The sequence below is a fragment of the Pseudarthrobacter sp. NPDC055928 genome (genome assembly GCF_042270935.1).
In the GTDB taxonomy this organism is placed as follows: Bacteria; Actinomycetota; Actinomycetes; order Actinomycetales; family Micrococcaceae; genus Arthrobacter.
Window position 1 is genome coordinate 107,108 of the sequence record NZ_JBHJZH010000012.1, and the last position, 21,776, is coordinate 128,883.

The 21,776-nt window shown below is 64.2% G+C and carries 16 protein-coding genes and 2 tRNA genes; 4 read left to right on the forward strand and 14 right to left on the reverse strand.

The features are described from left to right. Positions 1-84: 84 nt before the first annotated feature. The 4 genes from ndk to ileS are packed head-to-tail and all read right to left on the reverse strand — an operon-like array spanning position 85 to position 5,668. Positions 85-504 (reverse strand): nucleoside-diphosphate kinase, encoded by a 420-nt coding sequence (gene ndk / locus ACFC25_RS15465; RefSeq protein ID WP_267275371.1) that lies wholly within the window; start codon positions 502-504, stop codon positions 85-87. Positions 505-541: 37 nt separating this feature from the next. Continuing rightward, positions 542-979: a DUF4233 domain-containing protein gene (locus ACFC25_RS15470; RefSeq protein ID WP_376046634.1), complete on the reverse strand. Its 438-nt coding sequence runs from the start codon at positions 977-979 to the stop codon at positions 542-544. Positions 980-982: 3 nt separating this feature from the next. Next, positions 983-2,341, reverse strand: a complete 1,359-nt coding sequence (locus ACFC25_RS15475) for a folylpolyglutamate synthase/dihydrofolate synthase family protein (RefSeq protein WP_337348207.1) — start codon at positions 2,339-2,341, stop codon at positions 983-985. A gap of 3 nt (positions 2,342-2,344) precedes the next feature. Beyond that, positions 2,345-5,668, reverse strand: coding sequence for an isoleucine--tRNA ligase (gene ileS, locus ACFC25_RS15480; protein ID WP_376046638.1), 3,324 nt, complete (start codon positions 5,666-5,668; stop codon positions 2,345-2,347). Positions 5,669-6,025: 357 nt separating this feature from the next. Between ileS and ACFC25_RS15485 the strand changes: the two genes are divergently transcribed. Then, positions 6,026-6,994, forward strand: coding sequence for an endonuclease/exonuclease/phosphatase family protein (locus tag ACFC25_RS15485; protein ID WP_376046641.1), 969 nt, complete (start codon positions 6,026-6,028; stop codon positions 6,992-6,994). Positions 6,995-7,103: 109 nt separating this feature from the next. Here ACFC25_RS15485 and ACFC25_RS15490 read toward each other — a convergent pair whose 3' ends face one another. Then, positions 7,104-7,877 (reverse strand): SDR family oxidoreductase, encoded by a 774-nt coding sequence (locus ACFC25_RS15490; protein WP_337352331.1) that lies wholly within the window; start codon positions 7,875-7,877, stop codon positions 7,104-7,106. Between the two features lie 82 nt (positions 7,878-7,959). On the opposite strand from ACFC25_RS15490, the gene valS reads away from it, so the two are divergent. Continuing rightward, positions 7,960-10,578 carry a valine--tRNA ligase gene (valS, locus tag ACFC25_RS15495; RefSeq protein ID WP_376046644.1) on the forward strand — a complete coding sequence of 873 codons (2,619 nt, stop codon included), beginning with the start codon at positions 7,960-7,962 and terminating at the stop codon, positions 10,576-10,578. A 366-nt stretch (positions 10,579-10,944) separates the two neighbouring features. Here the strand turns inward: valS and ACFC25_RS15500 are convergent, their stop codons facing one another. From ACFC25_RS15500 to ACFC25_RS15525, 6 genes are all read right to left on the reverse strand, one after another. Then, positions 10,945-11,559, reverse strand: coding sequence for a DsbA family protein (locus ACFC25_RS15500; protein ID WP_337348212.1), 615 nt, complete (start codon positions 11,557-11,559; stop codon positions 10,945-10,947). A 51-nt stretch (positions 11,560-11,610) separates the two neighbouring features. Next, complete coding sequence (gene clpX, locus ACFC25_RS15505) at positions 11,611-12,891, reverse strand: ATP-dependent Clp protease ATP-binding subunit ClpX (RefSeq protein WP_337348213.1); 1,281 nt, start codon at positions 12,889-12,891, stop codon at positions 11,611-11,613. A gap of 180 nt (positions 12,892-13,071) precedes the next feature. Continuing rightward, positions 13,072-13,731, reverse strand: coding sequence for an ATP-dependent Clp protease proteolytic subunit (locus ACFC25_RS15510; RefSeq protein ID WP_267275380.1), 660 nt, complete (start codon positions 13,729-13,731; stop codon positions 13,072-13,074). Positions 13,732-13,766: 35 nt separating this feature from the next. Continuing rightward, positions 13,767-14,390, reverse strand: coding sequence for an ATP-dependent Clp protease proteolytic subunit (locus tag ACFC25_RS15515; RefSeq protein ID WP_337348229.1), 624 nt, complete (start codon positions 14,388-14,390; stop codon positions 13,767-13,769). 219 nt (positions 14,391-14,609) lie between these two features. Further along, complete coding sequence (gene tig, locus ACFC25_RS15520; RefSeq protein ID WP_337348214.1) at positions 14,610-16,007, reverse strand: trigger factor; 1,398 nt, start codon at positions 16,005-16,007, stop codon at positions 14,610-14,612. 84 nt (positions 16,008-16,091) lie between these two features. Beyond that, positions 16,092-16,166: transfer RNA gene (locus tag ACFC25_RS15525), tRNA-Pro, on the reverse strand. Between the two features lie 161 nt (positions 16,167-16,327). Here ACFC25_RS15525 and ACFC25_RS15530 point away from each other — a divergent pair. Next, a tRNA-Gly gene (locus tag ACFC25_RS15530) sits at positions 16,328-16,401 on the forward strand. A gap of 172 nt (positions 16,402-16,573) precedes the next feature. On the opposite strand, the gene ACFC25_RS15535 is transcribed toward ACFC25_RS15530, so the two are convergent. The 3 genes from ACFC25_RS15535 to ACFC25_RS15545 all read right to left on the reverse strand — a co-directional run bounded on the left by ACFC25_RS15535 (position 16,574) and on the right by ACFC25_RS15545 (position 19,061). Next, entirely contained in the window at positions 16,574-17,464 is an 891-nt protein-coding gene (locus tag ACFC25_RS15535) for an Fpg/Nei family DNA glycosylase (RefSeq protein ID WP_376046650.1), read from the reverse strand. Next, entirely contained in the window at positions 17,464-17,958 is a 495-nt protein-coding gene (locus ACFC25_RS15540) for a ribose-5-phosphate isomerase (RefSeq protein ID WP_337348216.1), read from the reverse strand. Before ACFC25_RS15540 ends, ACFC25_RS15535 begins: the two co-directional genes overlap by 1 nt. Before the next feature lie 92 nt (positions 17,959-18,050). Further along, a complete protein-coding gene (locus ACFC25_RS15545; protein ID WP_376046653.1) occupies positions 18,051-19,061 on the reverse strand; it encodes a hypothetical protein in 1,011 nt (336 codons plus the stop codon). Between the two features lie 135 nt (positions 19,062-19,196). Here ACFC25_RS15545 and pepN point away from each other — a divergent pair, with 135 nt between their 5' ends. Beyond that, on the forward strand, positions 19,197-21,773 hold the full coding sequence (gene pepN, locus ACFC25_RS15550) for an aminopeptidase N (protein WP_376046656.1): 2,577 nt from the start codon (positions 19,197-19,199) through the stop codon (positions 21,771-21,773). Positions 21,774-21,776 lie beyond the last annotated feature (3 nt).

Sequence of the window (21,776 nt, forward strand, 5' to 3'; positions counted from 1 at the left end):
CCATCTATTTCACACTTACGCCCTATGCCCGCGCGTTACATTGGCCTTAAGTGTCACTTCGATGAGGCGTGTGGGTACAGGATGTTAGTCCTGGAACCAGATCTTGATTTCGCGCTCAGCTGAGTCCACGGAATCCGAGCCGTGCACCAGGTTCTGCTGGACCTTCAGGCCCCAGTCGCGGCCGAAGTCGCCGCGGATGGTGCCCGGGGCAGCCGTGGTGGGGTCCGTGGTGCCTGCCAGGGACCGGAAGCCTTCGATGACGCGGTGACCTTCGAAGATCGCTGCCACAACCGGGCCGCTAAGCATGAATTCCACGAGGGGTTCGTAGAAGGGCTTGCCAACGTGCTCTTCGTAGTGCTGTTCCAGGAGTTCCCTGCTGGCATCAACCTTCTTCAGCTCGGCAAGGGTGTAACCCTTGGCCTCGATGCGGCTCAGGATGGCGCCGCTGAGGTTGCGTGCCACGCCGTCGGGCTTGATCAAAACGAGGGTGCGCTCAATGCTCACGGTTGCTCCAATGCGTTGGTGGGGTTTCGGGTCAATTCTACGAGGCTTCCGGGTGCGCGGCGTTCCACTCTGCCTGCTCGCGTTCGCGCTGGGCGGCCTCGGAGTCGATCCGGATGCCGGTCCTGATCCCGTACCACCAGGCAAGGCCGAACAGCCCGCCCACCAGGAACATCAGGGGCTCCACGAGGCCGGTCAGGATGAGTACGATTTGCAGGATCCAGCCGAGCGCCACGCCCCAAGGCTTGGACAGCACAGCGCAGGCAAGGATCATGATGACGCTCAGGCCAATGCCGACTCCGAGGATCAGCGCCGGGGGCACTTCCCCGCGCTTGAGGCCGAAGACCGCGAGCGTGGCAAAGAACGCCACAAAGGCCTCCAGCAGCAGAACAGTGGAGGCGAACATCACCTTGGTGGAACGGCGCTTCTTGGGCATCCCCGGGCGCCATTCCCGCTGGGCCCTGGTCAGTTTGGCCACGAGCTACACCTCCGTCTTTCCCAGGAGGATCCGGGCTTCGGCCACCAGTGTGATGGAACCGGTTACGAGAACTCCGCCAGCGAGGTCATCGTTGGACTCCGCGCGTTCAACTGCCCATTCCAGGGCGTTATCCAGTTTTTCCTCGATGTGGATGTTGTCCTCCCCGAAGCCCAGCTCCACAGCCAGTTCGGCGAGTTCGGCAGCTGGTACTGCACGGGGCGAGTTGGACTGCGTGAAGCAGTATTCCTCAGCGAGGCCTGCCAGGGAGTCCTTGAGCTGGCGCAGGATTTCTTCCGCGTCCTTTTCCTTCAGCACCCCGACCACCGGAACGAGCTTGCTGAAGCTGAAGGCCTCCTGGATGGCTTCGGAGGAGACTCGGATGCCGTCGGGGTTGTGCGCTGCGTCAACGATGATGGTGGGTGCGGTCCGGACAACCTCCAGCCGTCCCGGCGAGGTGACGGATGCGAAGGCTTCCTGGAGCACGTCGGCGTCGAGTTCCTTTTCGCCGCCGAAGAATGCCTCCAGCGCGGCCACCGCAACGGCAGCGTTCTGGGCCTGGTGGGCCCCGTGCAAGGGGACCATCAGTTCCGGATAACGTCCGGCGATCCCCTGGATGCTGACGATTTGGCCGCCGACGGCCACGGTCCGGGATTCGACCCCGAATTCCACGCCTTCAAAGCGGAACGGAACGGACACTTCCCGGGCCTTTTCCAGCAGCACCTGGGCGGCGTCAACCGGCTGCGCCGCGCTGACCAGGTACCCGCCCGGTTTGATGATGCCGGCTTTCTCGTAGGCGATGTCCTCCGTGGTGTCGCCCAGCAGGTCCGTGTGGTCCAGGGAGATGGGTGTGACCACGGAGACCTGTCCGTCGCCTACGTTGGTGGCGTCCGTGACGCCGCCGAGGCCTACTTCGATGACGGCAACGTTCACCGGCTGGTCGGCGAAGACCGCGAAGCCGAGGATGGTGAGGCACTCGAAGTAGGTGAGCCGGGGCTCCCCCGCAGCGGTGAGTTCGTCGTCGACGATCTGCAGGTAGGGGCGGATCTCGTCCCAGATGCGGACAAACGTCTCATCCGACACCGGGGCGCCATCGATACTGATCCGCTCAGTGACCTTGGATAGGTGCGGGCTTGTGTAGCGGCCCGTGCTCAGTCCATGGGCGCGCAGTCCGGCCTCGATCATCCGTGCCGTGGAGGTCTTGCCGTTGGTGCCGGTCACGTGGATGATCGGGTACGCCTTGTTGGGCTCCCCCAACACGTCCATGGCGCGGAACAACGGCGCCAGCCGTGGTTCCATCTTGTTTTCGGGGGCACGCCCCAGGAGCTCGGCGTAGACGCTTTCCACGGAAAATTCGTCGGTCATGTCCTAGGCCTCGATCTTTTCGACGGTGATCTGCAGCTCGGTGCCGTCTCCGTTGGAGAACAAGCCAAGCTCCAGGGTCAGGGTTTCGGTGACTACAAGGTTTTCGTGGGCTTTCACCGCGTCCACAACATCCGTCGTGGCGGTGACGTTTGTCCGGATGCGGTCACTGACGTTCAGCCCGGCATCCTTGCGAGCCTGCTGGATGGCACGGACCATGTCGCGGGCCGTGCCCTCGGCCTCGAGCTCGGGGGTAACCTCGGTGTTGAGCACCACAAATCCGCCACCTGGCAGAACGGCCGCCGCGCGCGAGCCGGCGCCCGCCGCCGCTTCTGCCACCACGGTTTCCAGGGCGTATTCCTGCGGTTCCAGTTCCAGGCCGCCGGCAGTAACCACGCCGGCGTCGGAAACGGACCAGTCGCCGGACTTCGAGCCCTTGATGGCCTGCTGGACGTTTTTGCCCAGGCGGGGGCCTGCGGCCCGGGCGTTGACGACGAGCTTCTGCTCGATCCCGAACTCCTCCGGGGAGGCGCTATCGGCGTCGAGCAGGCGGACCGAGCGGATGTTCAGTTCGTCCGCGACGACAGCGGCGAAGCCTTTCAGCGCATCCGCGCCGGGTGCCACCACGGTCAGTTCCTGCAGTGGCAGCCGGACGCGAAGGTTTGCGGCCTTGCGCAGCGAGGAGCCGGTGGAGCAGATCTGCTGGACACGGTCCATCGCTTCGACCAGCGTTGCGTTGGATGGGAACAGGTCAGCATCCGGCCAGTCGGCCAGGTGGACGGAACGGCCGCCCGTCAGGCCGCGCCAGATCTCCTCGGAGACCAACGGCAGCAGCGACGCCGCCACCCGGGAGACGGTTTCCAGCGCGGTGTACAGCGCATCGAAGGCGTCAACGCTCTCGTCGAAGAAGCGCTGGCGGCTTCGGCGGACGTACCAGTTGGTGAGCATGTCAAGGTAGCTGCGGAGTTCGTCGCAGGCTCCGGAGATGTCGTAGCTGTCCAGCTGGGTGGTCATGTTGCGGACCAGGTCGCCGGTGTTGGCCAGCAGGTATTGGTCCAGGGTGTCCGCGTAGCCGTCGTACCGCAGCTTCGCTTCGTAGCCCTTGCCCCCTGCAGCGGCGTTTGTGTACAGCGTGAAGAAGCTGTACACATTCCACAGCGGCAGGATGACCTGGCGGACGCCGTCGCGGATGCCCTGCTCGGTGACCACCAGGTTGCCGCCGCGAAGGATGGGGCTGGACATCAGGAACCAGCGCATGGCGTCGGAGCCGTCGCGGTCCAGGACCTCTGAGACGTCCGGGTAGTTGCGCAGGCTCTTGGACATCTTCTGACCGTCCGAGCCCAGCACGATGCCGTGGCTGATGACGTTCCGGAAGGCCGGACGGTCAAACAACGCCGTTGAGAGGATGTGCAGCATGTAGAACCAGCCGCGCGTCTGGCCGATGTACTCCACGATGAAATCTGCGGGGTTGTGGGTGTCGAACCAGGCTTCGTTCTGGAAGGGGTAGTGCACCTGGCCGTACGGCATGGAGCCGGAGTCGAACCAGACGTCCAGGACGTCTTCGACGCGGCGCATCACGGACTGTCCCTCTTCGGGGGTCCGGGGGTCGTCGGGGTTCGGGCGGGTGAGTTCGTCGATGAATGGGCGGTGCAGGTCAACCTGGCCATCCGCATTCAGCGGCAGGCGGCCAAAGTCGGCTTCGATCTCGGCCAGGGAGCCGTAAACGTCCGTCCGCGGGAATTCGGGGTCGCTGGACTGCCACACGGGGATGGGGCTGCCCCAGTACCGGTTGCGGCTGATGGACCAGTCGCGGGCGTTTTCCAGCCATTTGCCGAACTGGCCGTCCTTGACGTTGCCGGGGATCCAGTTGATCTCCTGGTTCAGTTCGGACATCCGGTCCTTGAATTTGGTGACCTCGACGTACCAGGACGACACTGCGCGGTAGATCAGAGGGTTCCGGCAGCGCCAGCAGTGAGGGTAGCTGTGTTCATAGCTGGCCTGCCGGACCAGGCGGCCCTGGGCGCGGAGCACCTGCGTGATGGGCTTGTTTGCCTCGAAGACCTGGAGGCCCGCGATGTCATGCAGGTCGCCGTGCTTGAACAGTGGCAGGAATTTGGCGCCCTCGTCCACGGACAGCACCACGGGGATGCCGGCCTCTTCACAGACTTTCTGGTCATCCTCGCCGTAGGCCGGTGCCTGGTGGACGATGCCCGTGCCGTCCGTGGTGGTGACATAGTCGGCCACCAGGATGCGCCAGGCGTTCTGGGTGCCGAATTTTTCGGTGTCGCTGAAGTCGTTCCACAGCGGCTGGTACTGCAGGCCCTCCAGCTCTGCCCCGGCGTGGGTGGACGTGACCGCGGCCTCGGCGGCCTCAACATCCTCGTAGCCAAGGTCCTTGGCGTAGGTGGCCAGCAGGTCCGCGGCCAGGAGGAAGCTTCCCGTGACGGGCGCCTCCGGCGAGGCGGCCTTGATGCCGTTGGGTCCGGCGGGCAGTACGGCGTAGGTGATGGAAGGCCCGACGGCGAGCGCCAGGTTGGTGGGCAGGGTCCACGGGGTGGTGGTCCAGGCAAGCGCCTGCACGCCGGCCAGCTGCCGGGAAAGGGCGGACTCGCCTGCCGTGATGGGGAACGTCACGGTGACAGTCTGGTCCTGGCGGTTCTTGTAGACGTCGTCGTCCATGCGCAGTTCATGGTTGGACAGCGGGGTTTCGTCTTTCCAGCAGTACGGCAGCACACGGTACCCGTTATACGTCAGGCCCTTTTCGTGCAGTTGCTTGAAGGCCCACAGGACCGACTCCATGTACTCGACGTTGAGGGTCTTGTAGTCGTTGTCAAAGTCCACCCAGCGGGCCTGCCGCGTGACGTAGCTCTGCCATTCATCGGCGTACTTCATGACCGACGCCCGGCAGGCGTCGTTGAACTTGTCGATGCCCATGGCCTCGATCTGGGTCTTGTCAGTCATGCCGAGCTGCTTCATCGCTTCCAGCTCAGCAGGCAAACCATGGGTGTCCCAGCCGAAGCGGCGTTCCACGCGGCGGCCGCGCTGGGTTTGATAGCGCCCCACCAGGTCCTTCGCGTAGCCGGTCAGGAGGTGTCCGTAGTGCGGCAGGCCGTTGGCGAACGGCGGGCCATCATAGAAGACGAACTCGTTGCTGCCGGGTTCGCCGCCGGGGGCGTCAGCGCTTCGCTGGTCGATGCTTGCCTGGAACGTTCCGTCCTCGTCCCAGTACTTCAGGATGCGTTCTTCGATTTCCGGAAACTTCACGGAAGCGGAAACACCTGCGCCCGGTGCGGCCGAAGGGGAGGCTGAGGCTTTGGGGTAATACGTCATTCTCGACATCCTGGGTTGAGCTGGTGAACCGTCCAGCCGTTGCTGTCGGGCTCCGTTCAGGATGCGAGGACGGCTCCTGCGCAGTCCGGGGACTGCACGCTTACCGCGGTACCACCTCACTTACCGGCACTCCGTCACGCTCCTTGGAACGTGCTGTTGCGCCGGCCGCTCATTACTGCTGTGACGGGCTTACCCGTCCGGTTCTACTGACACTGGCCGCCAGGTGCCTGGCGATATGTGCGTTCTTCCGGAAGCTCACCGGTGATAGCCGGGTCATAACCGTCTTCAAGTCTACTATCGCCCGGCGGCCCACCGCCATTCCCGGTGCGGGAAGTGTTATTGCCTAGACTCAGGACCATGACTGCTTCCGCCCGCGGCTCCACCGCTGCACCTGGACAACAACCGAAGGCAGCTGCAGTTCCTGCCCAAACTATGCCGCCTGCGCCCGTTCCGGCCAGGAAAATCCTTGCCCCGGCCTGCCGCTGGCTGTCGCTCCTGGCCTCCCTGCCAGTGATGGCTATGTCGGTGGTCCGGGCGGTTCCAGGGGAATGGCCGATCCTGGCAGTCCAGCTGGTTTCCTTTACACCGTGGCTGGCCGTGCCAGCCATGGTGGCACTGGTCCTGGCGCTGCTCGGCCGGAGCAGGTGGCTGCAGGTGGGCACTGCGGCGTTGCTGCTGTGCCAGGTGTTCTGGCTCTTTCCGTTTGATGCGGCCCGGCCGTCCGCAGCACCCGGCGCCGCAGCCACGGTGGAGCTGAAGGCCATGACCATCAATGCGGAGTATGGCCAGGCGGACGCCACCCGGATCGTGGAGCTGGTAAGGGATAACGGGATAGGGCTCCTGACGGTCCAGGAGCATTCGCAGGCCCTGCAGGACCGGCTGGCGGCCGCAGGCCTGGACACCCTCCTGCCGCACCGGATCAGCGACCCCACCGATGACGCCGCGGGTGGTGCCGTCTATTCCAGCCATCCCCTCGAACAGGTGGGCCTCATCCCGGACACGCCGTTCCGGATGCCGACGGTCCGGCTAACAGCGGAGGCACGAGGATCAGTCGCGGTTCTGGAGGTAACGAATGTCCACGCGCTGCCGCCGGTGGATGTCCGGGTGGACCAGTGGCGCAGCGACCTCGCGTCCGTGGGCAGGCTGGCCGGGCGTCCTGGCAACAGGCTGCTGGTCGGTGACTTCAATGCCACATATGACCATTCCGAGTTCCGGCAGCTTCTGGGTGCAGGCCCAGGACTTGTCGATGTGGGGACAGCCTCGGGTTCCCGCCTGGTGCCCACGTGGCCTATGGAAGGGGTCTGGCTGCCCGGGGATCACCCTTGACCATCTGGTGACCAGCCGGCAGGTGGGCAGTTCGGGCTACCAGGTCCACAAGGTGCCGGGTACGGACCACGCGGCCGTCCTGGCCACGCTCGCCGTACCGGCCACCTGATCAGCCTTTGCGGATGAGCTTGTAATTGGCGGCCTGCGCCACAGGGCGGATGACAATCTGGTCCAGGTTGACGTGGTGCGGCGCGCTGACGGCATACCGCACTACGTCAGCCACATCAGCTGCGGTCAGCGGCTTCTCCACGCCCTCGTATACCTTTTTGGCCGCTTCCGGATCGCCGAGCCGGTTCAGCGCGAACTCCTCCGTATAGACCAGTCCGGGGGCCACTTCGATAACGCGGACATTGTGCTCGGCCTCTTCCAGCCGGAGCGCGCCGGTCATGGCGTGTTGGGCGAACTTGGCCGCGTTGTAGCCTGCGCCGCCTTCGTAGGCCGCCAGCCCGGCCGTGGACGTAAGGTTCAGGACTGTGCCTTCACCATTGGCGCGGAGCATGGGCAGGAAGGCTCGGGTGACCTTCATGGTGCCGAGCACGTTGACCCGGTACATCCAGTCCCAGTCCTCGGTGTTGGCAGCGCCCACGAAGTCGGCTCCGCGCGCTCCGCCGGCGATGTTGATGAGCGTTCCCACGCCCCCTGCTTCGGTGACGTGGGCAAGGAGCCGGGCGACGTCGTCGTCCTCGGTGATGTCGGCGGGAACCCCAACGGCGCCCGTCTCGGCTTCGAGCGCGGCCAGCCGTTCGGCGCGACGGGCTACAGCGAAAACCGTCCACCCCTCAGCGCGCAGCGCGCGGACGGTGGCCTCGCCGATACCGGTACTCGCCCCCGTAACTACTGCTGCACTATTCTGCCTTGCCGTGGTGCGTGAATCCTCAGTCATGGCACCACCCTAACGGCCCCGGCAGGGACCATGCCCCAACCGATGTCGCATGATGAAGTCCGGGCCATGAAACAATTGGCAGATGGCTGAAGCACATCAGGGTACAGACACGCCCTCCACCGCCCCTATCAACGTTCCGGACAAGCCCGCCCTTGAGGGGCTTGAAGCCGCCCTCACGCAGCGCTGGCTTGCCGAAGGGACCTACAAGTTCAACCCGGACACCACCCGGGAGCAGGTCTACTCGATCGACACTCCCCCGCCCACCGCGTCAGGTTCGCTGCACGTGGGGCACATGTTCTCCTTCACGCAGACCGACGTCCTGGCCCGCTACCAGCGCATGATCGGCAAGAACGTCTTCTACCCGATGGGCTGGGATGACAACGGCCTTCCCACCGAGCGCCGCGTGCAGAACTACTACGGCGTGCGTTGCGACCCGGCTATCCCCTACGACGCCGCGTACCGGCCGCCGGCCCAGCCGGCCAAGAACCAGCGCGATTTCGACGTCGTCTCGCGCCGGAACTTCATTGAGCTCTGTGAAGAGCTTGCCGTTGAGGACGAGAAGGTTTTCGAGAGCCTGTTCCAGCAACTCGGACTGTCCGTCGACTGGAAGCTGACGTATCGGACCATCGACGACGCCTCGCGCGAAGTCTCACAGCGTGCCTTCCTCGCCAACCTCGCAGCCGGCGACGCCTACATGGCAGAGGCCCCCACGCTGTGGGACGTGACGTTCCGCACGGCCGTTGCGCAGGCCGAACTGGAAGACCGCGAAGTGGCCGGGCACTACTACCGGTACCCGTTCTTCACGGAGGACGGCGAGAAGATCTACATCGAGACCACCCGTCCCGAACTGTTGGCGGCATGTGCGGCCCTGGTGGCAAACCCCGACGACGAACGGTACCAGCCGCTGTTCGGCAAGAAGGTCACGTCCCCGGTCTTCGGCGTTGAGGTTGAAGTCAAGGCCCACCCGCTGGCCAAAGCGGACAAGGGGTCCGGCATTGCCATGGTCTGCACCTTCGGTGACCTCACCGACGTCACCTGGTGGCGCGAGCTCCAGCTGCCCACGCGGGCCATCGTGGGCCGGGACGGACGCATCATCGGCGACACCCCGGACTGGATCAGCACCGACGCCGGCCGTACGGCGTTCGAAGCCATCGCGGGCAAGACTGTCTTCAGTGCCAAGGAAACCGTGGTGGAACTCCTGGCCGCCGAGGACCTGATCGACGGTGAGCCGAAGAAGATCATGCACCCCGTGAACTTCTACGAAAAGGGCGACAAGCCGCTCGAAGTGGTCACGTCCCGCCAGTGGTACTACCGCAACGGGGGCCGCGAAGAGGACCGCCGCGAACGCCTCATCGCCCGCGGGCACGAGATCGACTTCCACCCTGCCTTTATGCGGTCGCGCTTCGAGAACTGGATCTCGGGCCTGAACGGCGACTGGCTGGTTTCCCGCCAGCGTTTCTTCGGCGTTCCCATCCCCGTCTGGTACCCGCTCGACGCCGACGGCAACCCGCAGTACGACACCCCGATCGTGCCCTCGGATGAGCAACTGCCGGTTGACCCCGCGGCAGATGCAGCACCGGGCTACGACGAGGCCCAGCGCGATCTCCCAGGCGGCTTTACCGGTGACGCCGACATCCTGGACACTTGGGCCACGTCCTCTCTGACGCCCCAGATCGTCGGCGGCTGGAGCCGGGACGAGGACCTTTTCGCCAAGGTCTTCCCGTTTGACCTGCGCCCCCAGGGCCATGACATCATCCGCACGTGGCTCTTCTCCTCGGTGGTCCAGGCGGACTCGCTGCAGAACACCGCGCCGTGGAAGCATGCCGCCATCTCGGGCTGGATCCTGGATCCGGACCGGAAGAAGATGTCCAAGTCCAAGGGCAACGTGGTGGTTCCCACCGACGTGCTCGACGAGTTCGGCTCCGACGCCGTCCGCTACTGGGCTACATCGGCCAAACTCGGCGCTGACACAGCGTACGAGATTGCCCAGATGAAGATCGGCCGCCGCCTGGCGATCAAGCTCCTGAATGCCTCCAAGTTCGTCCTGAACCTGGGCGCCACGGAGAATTCGGTGGTGTCCGGGGACCTCTCCGTGCTCACGAATCCGCTGGACCGTGCTGTCCTGGCACAGCTGGCCGACGTAGTGCGGCACTCCACCAAGGCGTTCGAGAATTACGACTACGCCAGGGCACTGCAGATCACCGAGAGCTTCTTCTGGCAGTTCACGGACGACTACGTCGAACTCATCAAGGACCGCTCGTACGGCGCGGCCGGCGAAGAGGAGCAGGCTTCGGTCCTTGCCGCCCTCGCCACGAGCCTGGACACCCTGCTGCGTCTTTTTGCCCCGTTCCTCCCCTTCGCCACCGAAGAGGTCTGGGGCTGGTGGCGCAACGGGTCAGTGCACCGTGCCGAATGGCCCACGGCCATAGAGGTCGACGGCGACACCACCCTGCTCGCCACCGTGGGCACTGCCCTCAGTGGTGTCCGCAAGGCAAAGTCCGAGGCCAAGGTGAAGCAGCGGACCGAGGTCCTCTCTGCCACTATCACTGCCTCCGAGTCGCTGACCACCCAGCTCAAGGCCGGCCTGGCGGACCTGAAGGCGGCGTCGAACGCCCGCGAACTGACGCTGGTAGCCGGAGAAGGCGAACTGACGGTCAGCGACGTCATCCTGGCTGCGCCGGAGGAACCCGCACAGGGCTGACCGGATCCGGGCCTGTTTCAAACAGGCCCGGATCCCGACGGCCTGTTTTTGGGCAAAGGGGAAGCCCCATCAGCGTTTTGCCGTTGGTGGGGCTTCGACTTTTCGGCCATCTGGTGACGTCTTTGATGGTCTGGCAGGATCCGCTGATCTTCAGGTCTTCCTACCTCGTCACTGGTAGCTTGTACCTGGCTTTGCCGAAGGCTGCGTCAGATACATATCACTGAATCTTTGGTTCCTGCGTCCCTCTTCTTTCGAAGTGGGTAAAAACCATTCTGGTCCCGGGGATGGGGATACGCAAGGGCCCCGGAAGAACTACATCAGAGTAGTTCTCCCAGGGCCCTTTTCGTTGTGTCTGGACGCAGGAATTCAGTCGAACCGGGGACGTTCGGTACGGCTCCGCTTAATCTCAAAGAAGTGCGGATAGGAGGCCAATGCCACGGTCGCGTCCCACAGCTGGCCAGCCTGCTCGTCCCGAGGAATACGGGTCAGCACGGGGCCAAAGAAGGCCGTTCCGTTAAAGGCGACCACCGGGGTTCCGACGTCCTGGCCCACCAATGAGATGCCCTCATCGTGGCTGGCGCGCAGCTGGGAATCGAACGCGTCCGACGTGGCGGTCTCGGCCAGTCCGGCTGGGAGGCCGCATTCTGCCAGCGCCTTGCTGATCACAATGGCGAAGTCCTTCTGCCCGCCTTCATGGATCTGCGTTCCCATGGCGTCGTACAGCGGCTTAATGACGTGATCGCCGTGCTGCTCCTTGGCTGCGATGATGACTCGCACGGGGCCCCAGGCGTTGTCCATGGACTTCCGGTAGTCGGGGTCCAGGTCGCGGCCCTCGTTGAGGACTGCCAGGCTCATGACGTGCCAGGCAGTCTTGATGTCGCGGACAGCCTCCACCTCGCCGATCCATCGTGAGGTGATCCACGCGAACGGGCATACGGGATCGAACCAGAAGTCGGCCTGGTTCGGGGTGGTTTCAGTCATGCGTCATTCCTCTGCGTCGTTCAGCGTGATGGTGTGTGGCGGCGGGTGCTGTCAGGCTGACTTACGGCGCTTGGTCACGTGCGGAATCATGGTGGGCTCAGCCTTGCTGAGCACCACGTCCGCCGTGATTACCACGCTGGCGATGTCTTCGCGGCTGGGCAGGTCAAACATGACGGGAAGCAGCACTTCCTCCATGATGGCGCGGAGGCCCCGTGCGCCCGTGCCCCGCTCAAGGGCCTGATCCGCGATGGCGTTCAGGGCGTCGTCATCGAAGGCGAGCTCCACGCCATCGATCTGGAACATCTTCTGGTACTGCTTCACCAGTGCGTTCTTGGGAGTGGAGAGGATCTGGATCAGGGCGTCACGGTCCAGGTTGGATACCGTCGTGATCACGGGGAGCCGGCCGATGAATTCCGGGATCAGACCGAATTTCAGGAGGTCCTCTGGCATTACTTCGCCGTAGGAGTCGATCTTGTTGCTGGCCTCGTTAAGCGGGGCGCCGAACCCGATTCCCTTTCGGCCGGAACGGGAACCGATGATCTCTTCCAGGCCAGCGAACGCACCGGCAACGATGAAGAGCACGTTGGTGGTGTCGATCTGGATGAATTCCTGGTGCGGGTGTTTGCGGCCGCCCTGGGGCGGGACCGAGGCTACCGTTCCTTCAAGGATTTTCAGCAGTGCCTGCTGGACGCCTTCGCCGGACACGTCCCGGGTGATGGAGGGGTTCTCGCTCTTGCGGGAGATCTTGTCGATCTCGTCAATGTAGATGATGCCCTGCTCGGCCTTTTTGACGTCGTAGTCCGCGGCCTGGATGAGCTTGAGGAGGATGTTCTCCACATCCTCACCCACGTAGCCGGCCTCGGTCAGGGCGGTGGCGTCAGCAACGGCGAAGGGGACGTTGAGGCGGCGGGCCAAGGTCTGCGCGAGGTAGGTCTTGCCACAGCCTGTAGGACCGATCAGGAGGATATTGGACTTGGCGATCTCGACGTCGTCGTGGTGGCCGCCGTCGGCGAGGCTCCCGCTCTTGGGCGCATGGCCCGCCTGGATCCGCTTGTAGTGGTTATAGACCGCGACGGCGAGGGACCGTTTGGCCGGCTCCTGGCCGATGACGTATTCCTGCAGGAAGTCGAAGATTTCCCGGGGCTTGGGCAATTCAAAACTTCCCAGATCCGCGACTTCGGCGAGCTCTTCCTCAATGATCTCGTTGCAGAGTTCAATGCATTCGTCGCAGATATAGACACCGGGCCCGGCAATGAGCTTGCGTACCTGCTTCTGGCTCTTTCCGCAGAAAGAACACTTCAGCAGATCCGTGCTCTCGCCAATCCGAGCCATATGTGAACCCCTTAGTATCTTGCTGCCAGGCAGCTGTGCACCGTTGCTGGAATCTGTTCCGGCCTGGGAGGGCCGGCTGTGACAACATCCACTCTAGGTCACATTCGGTCCCAAGGGTGGAAAGCGAAGGCCGGTGCGGCCCAAATGAACTGGACCGCACCGGCCTGAAGCAGAGCCGTACTACCTGGTAATTGCCTGCGGCTTGATCTTGCGTGAATCCAGGACCTGGTCGATGAGGCCGTAGTTCATGGCCTCTTCCGCCGTCAGGATCTTGTCTCGCTCGATGTCGTTGTTGACCTGCTCTGAGGTCCGGCCCGAGTGGTGGGCGAGGGTGTCCTCGAGCCAGGACCGCATCCGCATGACTTCAGCGGCCTGGATCTCTAGGTCCGAAGCCTGGCCGCCCTGACCGCCGGACAGTGCCGGCTGGTGGATCAGGACACGGGCGTTGGGAAGCGCCAGTCGCTTGCCGGGCGTTCCGGCCGCCAGCAGCACTGCAGCGGCGCTGGCAGCCTGTCCGAGGCAGACGGTCTGAATCTCGGGCCGGATGTACTGCATGGTGTCGTAAATGGCCGTCATGGCCGTGAACGAGCCGCCCGGCGAGTTGATGTACAGGGTGATATCGCGGTCCGGGTCCGTGGACTCCAGAACCAACAGCTGCGCCATGACGTCGTCGGCAGAGGCGTCGTCCACCTGCACGCCGAGGAAGATGATGCGGTCCTCGAACAGCTTGGTGTACGGGTCCTGGCGCTTGAAGCCGTAGGGCGTGCGCTCCTCGAACTGGGGAAGGACGTAGCGGCTGGTCGGAAGATTACCGGCAGTCGATCCGAAGTTGTAAGTCATTGTGTTGCTCCTGATCTAAGTGTTCTAGTGCCGGGTTACTTCTCGGATGCTGGCTCGCCGGACGAACCGTTGGCGGTTCCGCCGCCGCCGGAAACGGAACCGGCGTGGGCCGCGATCTTGTCAAAGAAGCCATACTCCAGGGCTTCCTTGGCGGTGAACCACTTGTCGCGGTCGTTGTCCTTGAGGATGGTGTCCACAGTCTGGCCGGTCTGCTCGGCAGTCAGCTCAGCCATGACCTTCTTCATGTGCAGGATCAGCTCGGCCTGGATCTTGATGTCCGAGGCAGTACCGCCAATGCCGCCGGAAGGCTGGTGCATCAGGACGCGGGCGTTCGGCGTGGCGTAGCGCTTGCCCTTGGTGCCTGAGGAAAGCAGGAACTGTCCCATAGAAGCGGCAAGGCCGGTGGCCACGGTGACAACATCGTTCGGGATGAACTGCATGGTGTCGTAGATGGCCATTCCTGCGGTGACGGAGCCACCGGGAGAGTTGATGTAAAGGTAGATGTCCTTGTCCGGGTTCTCGGCGGACAGGAGCAGCAGCTGCGAGCAGATCGCGTTGGCGTTGTCATCGCGCACCTCGGAACCCAGCCAGATGATCCGCTCTTTCAGGAGGCGGTTGTAGATGTAGTTGTCCTGGGCTGCAGGATCGACTGTCGCCATTCGTGGGGCCTCTGCGTGCTGTGACATGTGTACTTACCTCTCGCTGGTGACGGTGACATCACTGAACTTCACTACTTGGACACTAACCGTTTTGACGGCCGATTTGTTCGCCCGAATCGCGCTGTTCGCTGACGGCGCACGAGCCGGAAACCGGCTGTTAAAGCACCCAGCCCCTGGACCGGTCGGGTCCAGGGGCGGGCGGCGGAAACTAATTCCGTACTAGAACTTCACGGCAGCGGGGTCGTCGTTCGCTGCGGATTCGGCTTTGGCGTCTTCAGCTGCGGCTTCCGTAGCTTCTTCCTCGACGGCGGGAGCTTCCTCTTCGCCACCGGGACGCACGAAGTCGCTCAGGTCAACGTTGTTGCCGGCGGTGTCGGTAACAGTTGCCTGTCCCAGCACAACGGCCAGTGCCTTACGGCGGCGCACCTCGGAAACCATCATGGGAACCTGGCCACTCTGATCGATGATCTGGGCGAACTGGTTCGGGTCCATGCCGTACTGGCTGGCAGTGGAGACGATGTAGTCGATCAGCTCGTTCTGGCTGACGTTGACTTCTTCCTTTTCGGCGATGGCGTCAAGGATGATCTCGTTCTGGAAGGCGCGGGCGGTGTTGGCCTTGACCTCGGCGCGGTGCTCCTCGGTGTCGTGCTCGCCTTCACCGTGGCCGCTGCCCTCCTTGAAGTGCGCTTCGAGCTGCTCTTCAACTACGGAGTCCGGAACCGGAACCTCAACGAGCTCAACGAGCTTGTCCAGGACCTTGTCGCGGGCTTCGACGCCCTGCTCAACAACCTTGGAGTCTGCAGCCTGCTTGGCCAGGTCCTCGCGGAGTTCAGCCAGGGTGTCGAACTCTGAAGCCAGCTGGGCGAAGTCGTCGTTGGCCTCGGGGAGCTCGCGCTCCTTGACGGCCTTCACAATAACCTTGACCTGGGCTGCTTCGCCGGCGTGCTCGCCGCCAACCAGCGTGGTGTCGAAGATGGAGTCTTCGTCGGCGCTCAGGCCGGTGACTGCCTCGTCCAGGCCTTCGAGCATGGTTCCCGCGCCAACCTGGTAGGACAGGCCTGCTGCGGAGTCCACCTCGGTGCCGTCAACGGTGGCGGTGATGTCGATGGTCAGGAAGTCGCCATCGGCGGCCGGGCGGTCCACGGACTTCAGCGTGCCGAAGCGGCCACGGAGTTCGTCCAGGGCCTTGTCGACGTCTTCATCGGAGGATTCCGCAGCGGCAACCTCAACCTTGATGCCGGCGTAGTCAGGCAGCTCGATCTCCGGGCGGACGTCAACCTCGGCGTGGAACTTCAGTTCCCCGTCCGTGGACGTGGGGTCCGGAACTTCGGTGATCTCAACCTCGGGGCGGCTCAGGGGGCGGATGCCCGATTCCTGCACAGCGGCCTGGTACCAGCCGTTGAGGCCCTCGTTGATTGCGGTCTCCAGGACGTAGCCGCGGCCAACGCGCTGGTCGATCAGCTTGGACGGGACCTTGCCCTTACGGAAGCCAGGGACCTGGATCTGCGAAGCAACAGTCTTGTATGCCTCGTCGATGCTGGGCTTCAATTCCTCAAAGGGGACCTCAACATTGAGCTTGACCCGCGTGGGGGTGAGGTTCTCGACAGCGCTCTTCACGGTCTAAGTACTCCTGGGATTGTGGGATGGGTTTCTGCAAACGCATGTGTGTTCTGTCCAGGCCGTCCGGTCCGGGCCGCAGAGTCGGGGTGACAGGATTTGAACCTGCGACTTCCTGCTCCCAAAGCAGGCGCTCTAGCCAAGCTGAGCTACACCCCGTAAGTGCACAGGCAAGTCTACGGTCAAACCGGCCGTGATTGCACATTTGACACGTAGGGCATGAATTAGGTTTAGTTATATCCGGCTTGATCAGCCAGCCCGAAAGACCGGCAGTAGCATTGACAGTGCAGGACATGTTAATGCAGGACTGCTGTTCTCCCGGGGACGTAGCTTAATGGTAAAGCCTCAGTCTTCCAAACTGATTACGCGGGTTCGATTCCCGTCGTCCCCTCCATAACGAGTCCGTTCAACGGACATACACAAAAAGGGCCCCTCGCTGAGGGGTCCTTTTTGTGTTGGTGTCTACCCGGAAGGCACCGCCCATCCGGCAGCCCGTGCTCCGGCAGACGCCAATGGAGCCCGTCACGTACTGACCGTGGGCGGGCAGCGCGTCCGGCCTGCAGCCCCTAGTTCTCCTGGCAGCCGGGACACCAATAGAGTTTCCGGCCTCCCAGCTCTGCCAGGGCCACCGGGACGGCGCAGACCCGGCACGGCAGCCCCTGGCGTTTGTAGACGTAGTGCGCTTCGTCCCCCGCAGGCAACGCGGCACCCGCTGACCAGTACGACGGCGGCGTGGTGATGATCCTGCCGTCGCGGACGCCGTCACCCATCACCGCTGCGGTGTCATCCCACAACATTTCCGTGGATTTCCGGGGCAGCGAACTGCCCGGCAGCAGCGGATCGATCCGCTGGCGGAAGAGGACTTCGGCCCGGTAGACGTTTCCGACGCCGGCAATCACCTTTTGGTCCATCAGCAGCGCCGCGATGGGCGTCTTTCGTGACTGCACGCCCGTCACAAAGCGTTCCCGGTCCGGCGGCAGATTGCGCAACGGATCCGGTCCCAGTCTCGCGAGCACGGCAGCGGCTTCGGCCGTGGTGATGGCAGCGCAGGTAGTGGCGCCGCGCAGGTCCGCCCAGCCGTGCCTGCCCACCAGCCTGACCCGGACTGCGCCGACCGGAGCAGGCGGGCCGGCGTAGTGAAGCCCGCCGCCGTCGTCGAACGTTTCCCGCTCCCCCACTTTCCGGGGCGCGCCAATGCTGGAGGCGCCCCGGAAGGCGGCGTCGCCGCCGAAATCCCATGCCCCGTAGAGACCCAGGTGGACATGGAGCACCAGGGCGTGGTCAAAATGCAGGAACAGGTGCTTGCCGTGGGCCTGCGATTCGGTCAGCGTGTGGCCATCGAGCAGGGCGGCGCCGGCCGCGAACCGCCCCTGCGGACTGCTCACAGCCAGCGTCTCGCCGCCGAAAACATCGCCGAACTGGCGCGCCAGCCGGCGTACCGAGTGGCCCTCGGGCACTACTCGATGACCTCGCCGGTGGTTTCGTAGGCGGCAATCTTGCCGATCCTGCGCACGTGCCGTTCATCATTGCTGAACGGTTCTGCCAGGAAAGCCTCGATCAGCGCTGTGGCTTCTTCGACAGTGTGCTGCCGGCCGCCGACTGCCACCACATTGGCGTCATTGTGTTCACGGGCCAGCGTGGCAGTGGAGTGGTTCCAGGCCAGCGCTGCGCGAACGCCCTTGACCTTGTTCGCGGCGATCTGCTCACCATTGCCGGAGCCGCCCAGCACGATTCCCAGGGCGTGGACGCCGGCTTTCTGGTCAGCCACCACGGCCAATGCGGCGTTGATGCAGAAGGAGGGGTAATCGTCCTGTGCGTCGTACTCCTTGGGACCGTGGTCCACTACGTCGTAGCCCTTTGCCGTGAGGTGGGTGACGAGGTGGGCGCTGAGTTCCATGCCTGCGTGGTCGGTGGCGATGTGTACCCGCGGGAAGGCAGGGGAAGAAGTCACGACAGTATCCGTTCGGTTTAGCGGTGATGGGCAGAAATGTTGGCTCAGCGGCGCCGGCTCGGGCCAGGGTCAGATCAACAGGCACAAGAATACTAGGACTCTGCACCCGCCGCGCCGGAGGCTCCGCCATGCGCCCGCGCGGCCACCCGGGTCAGGACTTCGGCCAGGCGGGCAGCGGACGCCGGGCTGCCGCCGCTCACTGCGAGGCTGTGGCCGTCTGTTTTCCGCACGACGACGGCGGGGCCGCTGCTTACCAGCATGGCGGCAGTGCCGCTGTGGTTCCGGTAGCCCCACCCGCCGTAGTCAGCGGCCTTCACCTCCGAGGCGTTGGCCTCCGAGATGGCCGCTGCGGGCACGTCCATCACCGGGAACACGCCGGCCACCAGCACCCGCAGGCCGCTGCGGTCGGCCTTGACCCTGGCGCAAAGGAACGCCGCGGCCACGACGGCCAGCCCTGCGAGGACGGCTCCCAGCCACGGCAGGGCAATAGTGATCAAGGCTGCGGGAAAGAGCGTGGCCACGGTGATCATGACAAAAACCGAACTGCGGGCGTGGACCCAGAGCCGGATCGAATCGCGCGCGAGGTCAGGGTCCAGTTCCCTGGCGAGGGCCAGCTCGAAGGCCCTGTCGTCTTCCGGCGACCACTGCCTGTCGGCCTTGAAAACAAAGCCCATGATGACCCCCAGTGAGAGCGCTGCACCGCTTCCCAGTGCCAGGACTGTCAGGTCCACCCGGGATTCGCGGGCGTCTGCAAGTCCGGTCTGGCCCACCAGCCCGGCTGCCAGGACGCTGGTAATGAAGAGGCTCAGGAAAAGTCCGGCCCCCATCATGATCCTGCGCATCACGGCCGGACGGGAGACCGGAACGGCCTGGGACAGGACCAGCCAGCCCGCTGCAACGATAATCAGCGCCCCTCCCCACGCATAGGCGGAAAACGACGCAAAGGAGGCGCCGCCGTCGTCCGTCCAGCTCACGGCGAGCGGCTCCGGAAGGTCAGGCCGCAGGAGGAAGGCACAGAAAACAAAAGCCGCGGCCAGTACCACCGGGAACCCGACAGCAAACCGCAACGCCTTGGCATCCACCGCATCCCTGAACTTGCCCATGCATTAACGCTACTCCCGCCGTGTCGGGATGTGATCGCGGTAACTTGCCAACCGCCCAAGAAATGAAAGAATGATTTCACAGTGCCCGGCGCAGGCCATCACCCGCCGGCAACAGCAACCCTTCTGGAGGCCCCCTTGCCAGGTATTAACCTGACGCGCACCGAAGCCCGCGAGCGCGCCGAACTGATCACTGTCGATTCCTACGCGGTCAGCCTGGATTTGACCAGGGGCGAGAAGGTCTTCGGGAGCACCACAACGGTAAAGTTCGAAGCCGAACCGGGTTCCTCCACGTTTATCGACGCCATTACCCACACGGTCCACAGCGTCACGCTAAACGGGCGTGCCCTGGACCCCGGCACCGTCTCCGACGGCATCCGGATCCAGTTGCCGGACCTGGCGGCCACCAACGAGCTCACGGTGGTTGCCGACGCCCCGTACATGAATACTGGCGAAGGCCTGCACCGGTTCGTGGATCCGGTGGACGGCGAGGTTTACCTGTACACCCAGTTCGAGGTGCCCGATTCGCGCCGCATGTTTGCCGTCTTTGAGCAGCCGGACCTCAAGGGCACGTTTACCTTCAACGTCACCGCACCGTCGCACTGGGACGTTATTTCCAACTCCCCCACCCCCGCGCCGCAGGAAACCACTCCCGGGGACAACGGCGGGGCGCGCTCCGTCTGGTCCTTCGCACCGACGCCCAGGCTTTCTTCCTACGTCACCGCGCTGATCGCAGGCCCCTACCAGTCGGTCCGGAGTGAGGTGGCCAGTTCTGACGGACGGGTCATCCCGCTGGGCGTCTTTGCCCGGAAATCACTGATGCAATACCTCGATGCCGAAAACATCTTTGAGCTGACCCGGCAAGGCTTTGAATTCTTCGAGGCCCAGTTCGGCTGCCCGTACCCGTTCGAGAAGTACGACCAGCTGTTTGTGCCCGAGTTCAACGCGGGGGCCATGGAAAACGCAGGCGCGGTCACCATCCTCGAAGGGTACGTGTTCCGTAGCAAAGTCACCGACGCGCAGATCGAACGCCGGGCCATCACGGTGCTGCATGAGCTCGCGCACATGTGGTTCGGCGATTTGGTGACCATGCGCTGGTGGAATGACCTCTGGCTCAACGAATCCTTCGCCGAATACATGTCCCACCTCGCCGCCGTGGAGAACACGTCCTTTACCAGTGCGTGGACCACCTTCGCCTCCGTGGAGAAGTCCTGGGCCTACCGCCAGGACCAGCTGCCCACCACGCACCCGATCTTCGCCGAAATCAACAACCTGCAGGATGTGGAGGTCAACTTCGACGGCATTACCTACGCCAAGGGCGCCTCCGTGCTGCGCCAGCTGGTGGCCTGGGTCGGTCCGGAGCAGTTCATGGCGGGCGTGCGGGAGTACTTCAGCAAGCACGCCTGGCAGAACACCGAGCTCAGCGACCTCATGGTGGAGCTGGAGAATGCCAGCGGCCGGGATCTTGACCGATGGGGCCAGTTGTGGCTGGAAACGGCCGGCGTGAACACGCTCAAGCCCGAGCTGGAGGTGGACGGCGACGGGAACCTCACCTCCTTCGTGATAGTCCAGTCGGCCGTTGAGGAGTGGCCCACCATCCGTCCGCACCGCCTTGCCGTTGGCTTCTACAACCTCAATAGCGCCGGCAAGCTCGAGCGGGTGCACCGGGAGGAACTCGACGTCGACGGCGGGCGCACCGAGGTGCCGGCCCTGGCCGGACTGGCGCAGCCGGACCTGATCCTGGTCAACGACGACGACCTCGCCTACGCCAAGGTTCGGCTGGACGAAAAGTCCCTGGCGACGGCCACAGCACACCTGAAGGACTTCAGTGAGAGCCTCCCGCGCACCCTGGTATGGAATTCCGCGTGGGATGCGGCGCGCGACGGCGAGACCCCCGCTCGCCGCTACGTTGACCTGATCCTGGCCAACGTTGCCGCGGAATCGGATTCCTCGGTGATCCTGGTCCAGCTGCGCCAGCTGGCCACCACGCTGAACTTCTATGTCGCTGAGCAGCACCGCGAGGCCACTGCTGTGGCAGCGGTGGACACGCTGTGGGAACTCGCCAACACTGTGCCGGGCGGATCCGACGCCCAGCTGCAGTTCGTGAAGTCTTTTGCCCTCCTGGCCCGCAGCACCGGGCAGCTGGATACCGTTGCCGGCCTTCTGTCCGGCGCAACACCCCTGGACGGGCTGGCCGTGGACCAGGACCTCCGGTGGGAGCTCCTGGCATCCCTGGTAGCCGGCGGCCGCCTAGGCACGGAGGACATCAACGCCGAACTGGAACGGGACAACACCGCCAGTGGGCAGAACGCGGCGGCTCTGGCCAAGGCCGCGATCCCCACGCCCGAGGCCAAGGCGGCCGCGTGGGAATCGATCGTGGTCAAGGGCGAACTGTCCAACGCACTGCAGGGCTCTGCGGTGACCGGATTCACCCGGGTCCTGGACCGGTCCCTGCTGGAACCGTACGCGGAAAAGTACTTCGAGGCGGTTCCTGGGATCGTGGCCACCCGCACCCACGCACTGGCCCAGCAGATCGTCGTCGGGCTCTACCCGGCCCTGCTGACCACCCAGGCCACCATCGACCGGACTGACGGCTTCCTGGCCGCCCTCCCGGCAGAAAGCGCCGCGTTGCGGCGGATGATGCTGGAAAACCGCGACGGCGTTGCCCGGGCACTGCGCGCCCGTGCGGCCGACGTCCTTCCCGGCGATGCCTAGGCG

Coding starts and splice junctions, on each gene's coding strand:
- ACFC25_RS15475 (WP_337348207.1), bottom strand. CDS start 2,341: ATGACCGACGAATTTTCCGTGGAAAGCGTCTACGCCGAGCTCCTGGGG.
- ileS (WP_376046638.1), bottom strand. CDS start 5,668: ATGACGTATTACCCCAAAGCCTCAGCCTCCCCTTCGGCCGCACCGGGC.
- ACFC25_RS15485 (WP_376046641.1), top strand. CDS start 6,026: ATGACTGCTTCCGCCCGCGGCTCCACCGCTGCACCTGGACAACAACCG.
- ACFC25_RS15490 (WP_337352331.1), bottom strand. CDS start 7,877: ATGACTGAGGATTCACGCACCACGGCAAGGCAGAATAGTGCAGCAGTA.
- valS (WP_376046644.1), top strand. CDS start 7,960: ATGGCTGAAGCACATCAGGGTACAGACACGCCCTCCACCGCCCCTATC.
- ACFC25_RS15500 (WP_337348212.1), bottom strand. CDS start 11,559: ATGACTGAAACCACCCCGAACCAGGCCGACTTCTGGTTCGATCCCGTA.
- clpX (WP_337348213.1), bottom strand. CDS start 12,891: ATGGCTCGGATTGGCGAGAGCACGGATCTGCTGAAGTGTTCTTTCTGC.
- ACFC25_RS15510 (WP_267275380.1), bottom strand. CDS start 13,731: ATGACTTACAACTTCGGATCGACTGCCGGTAATCTTCCGACCAGCCGC.
- ACFC25_RS15515 (WP_337348229.1), bottom strand. CDS start 14,390: ATGGCGACAGTCGATCCTGCAGCCCAGGACAACTACATCTACAACCGC.
- ACFC25_RS15545 (WP_376046653.1), bottom strand. CDS start 19,061: ATGGGCAAGTTCAGGGATGCGGTGGATGCCAAGGCGTTGCGGTTTGCT.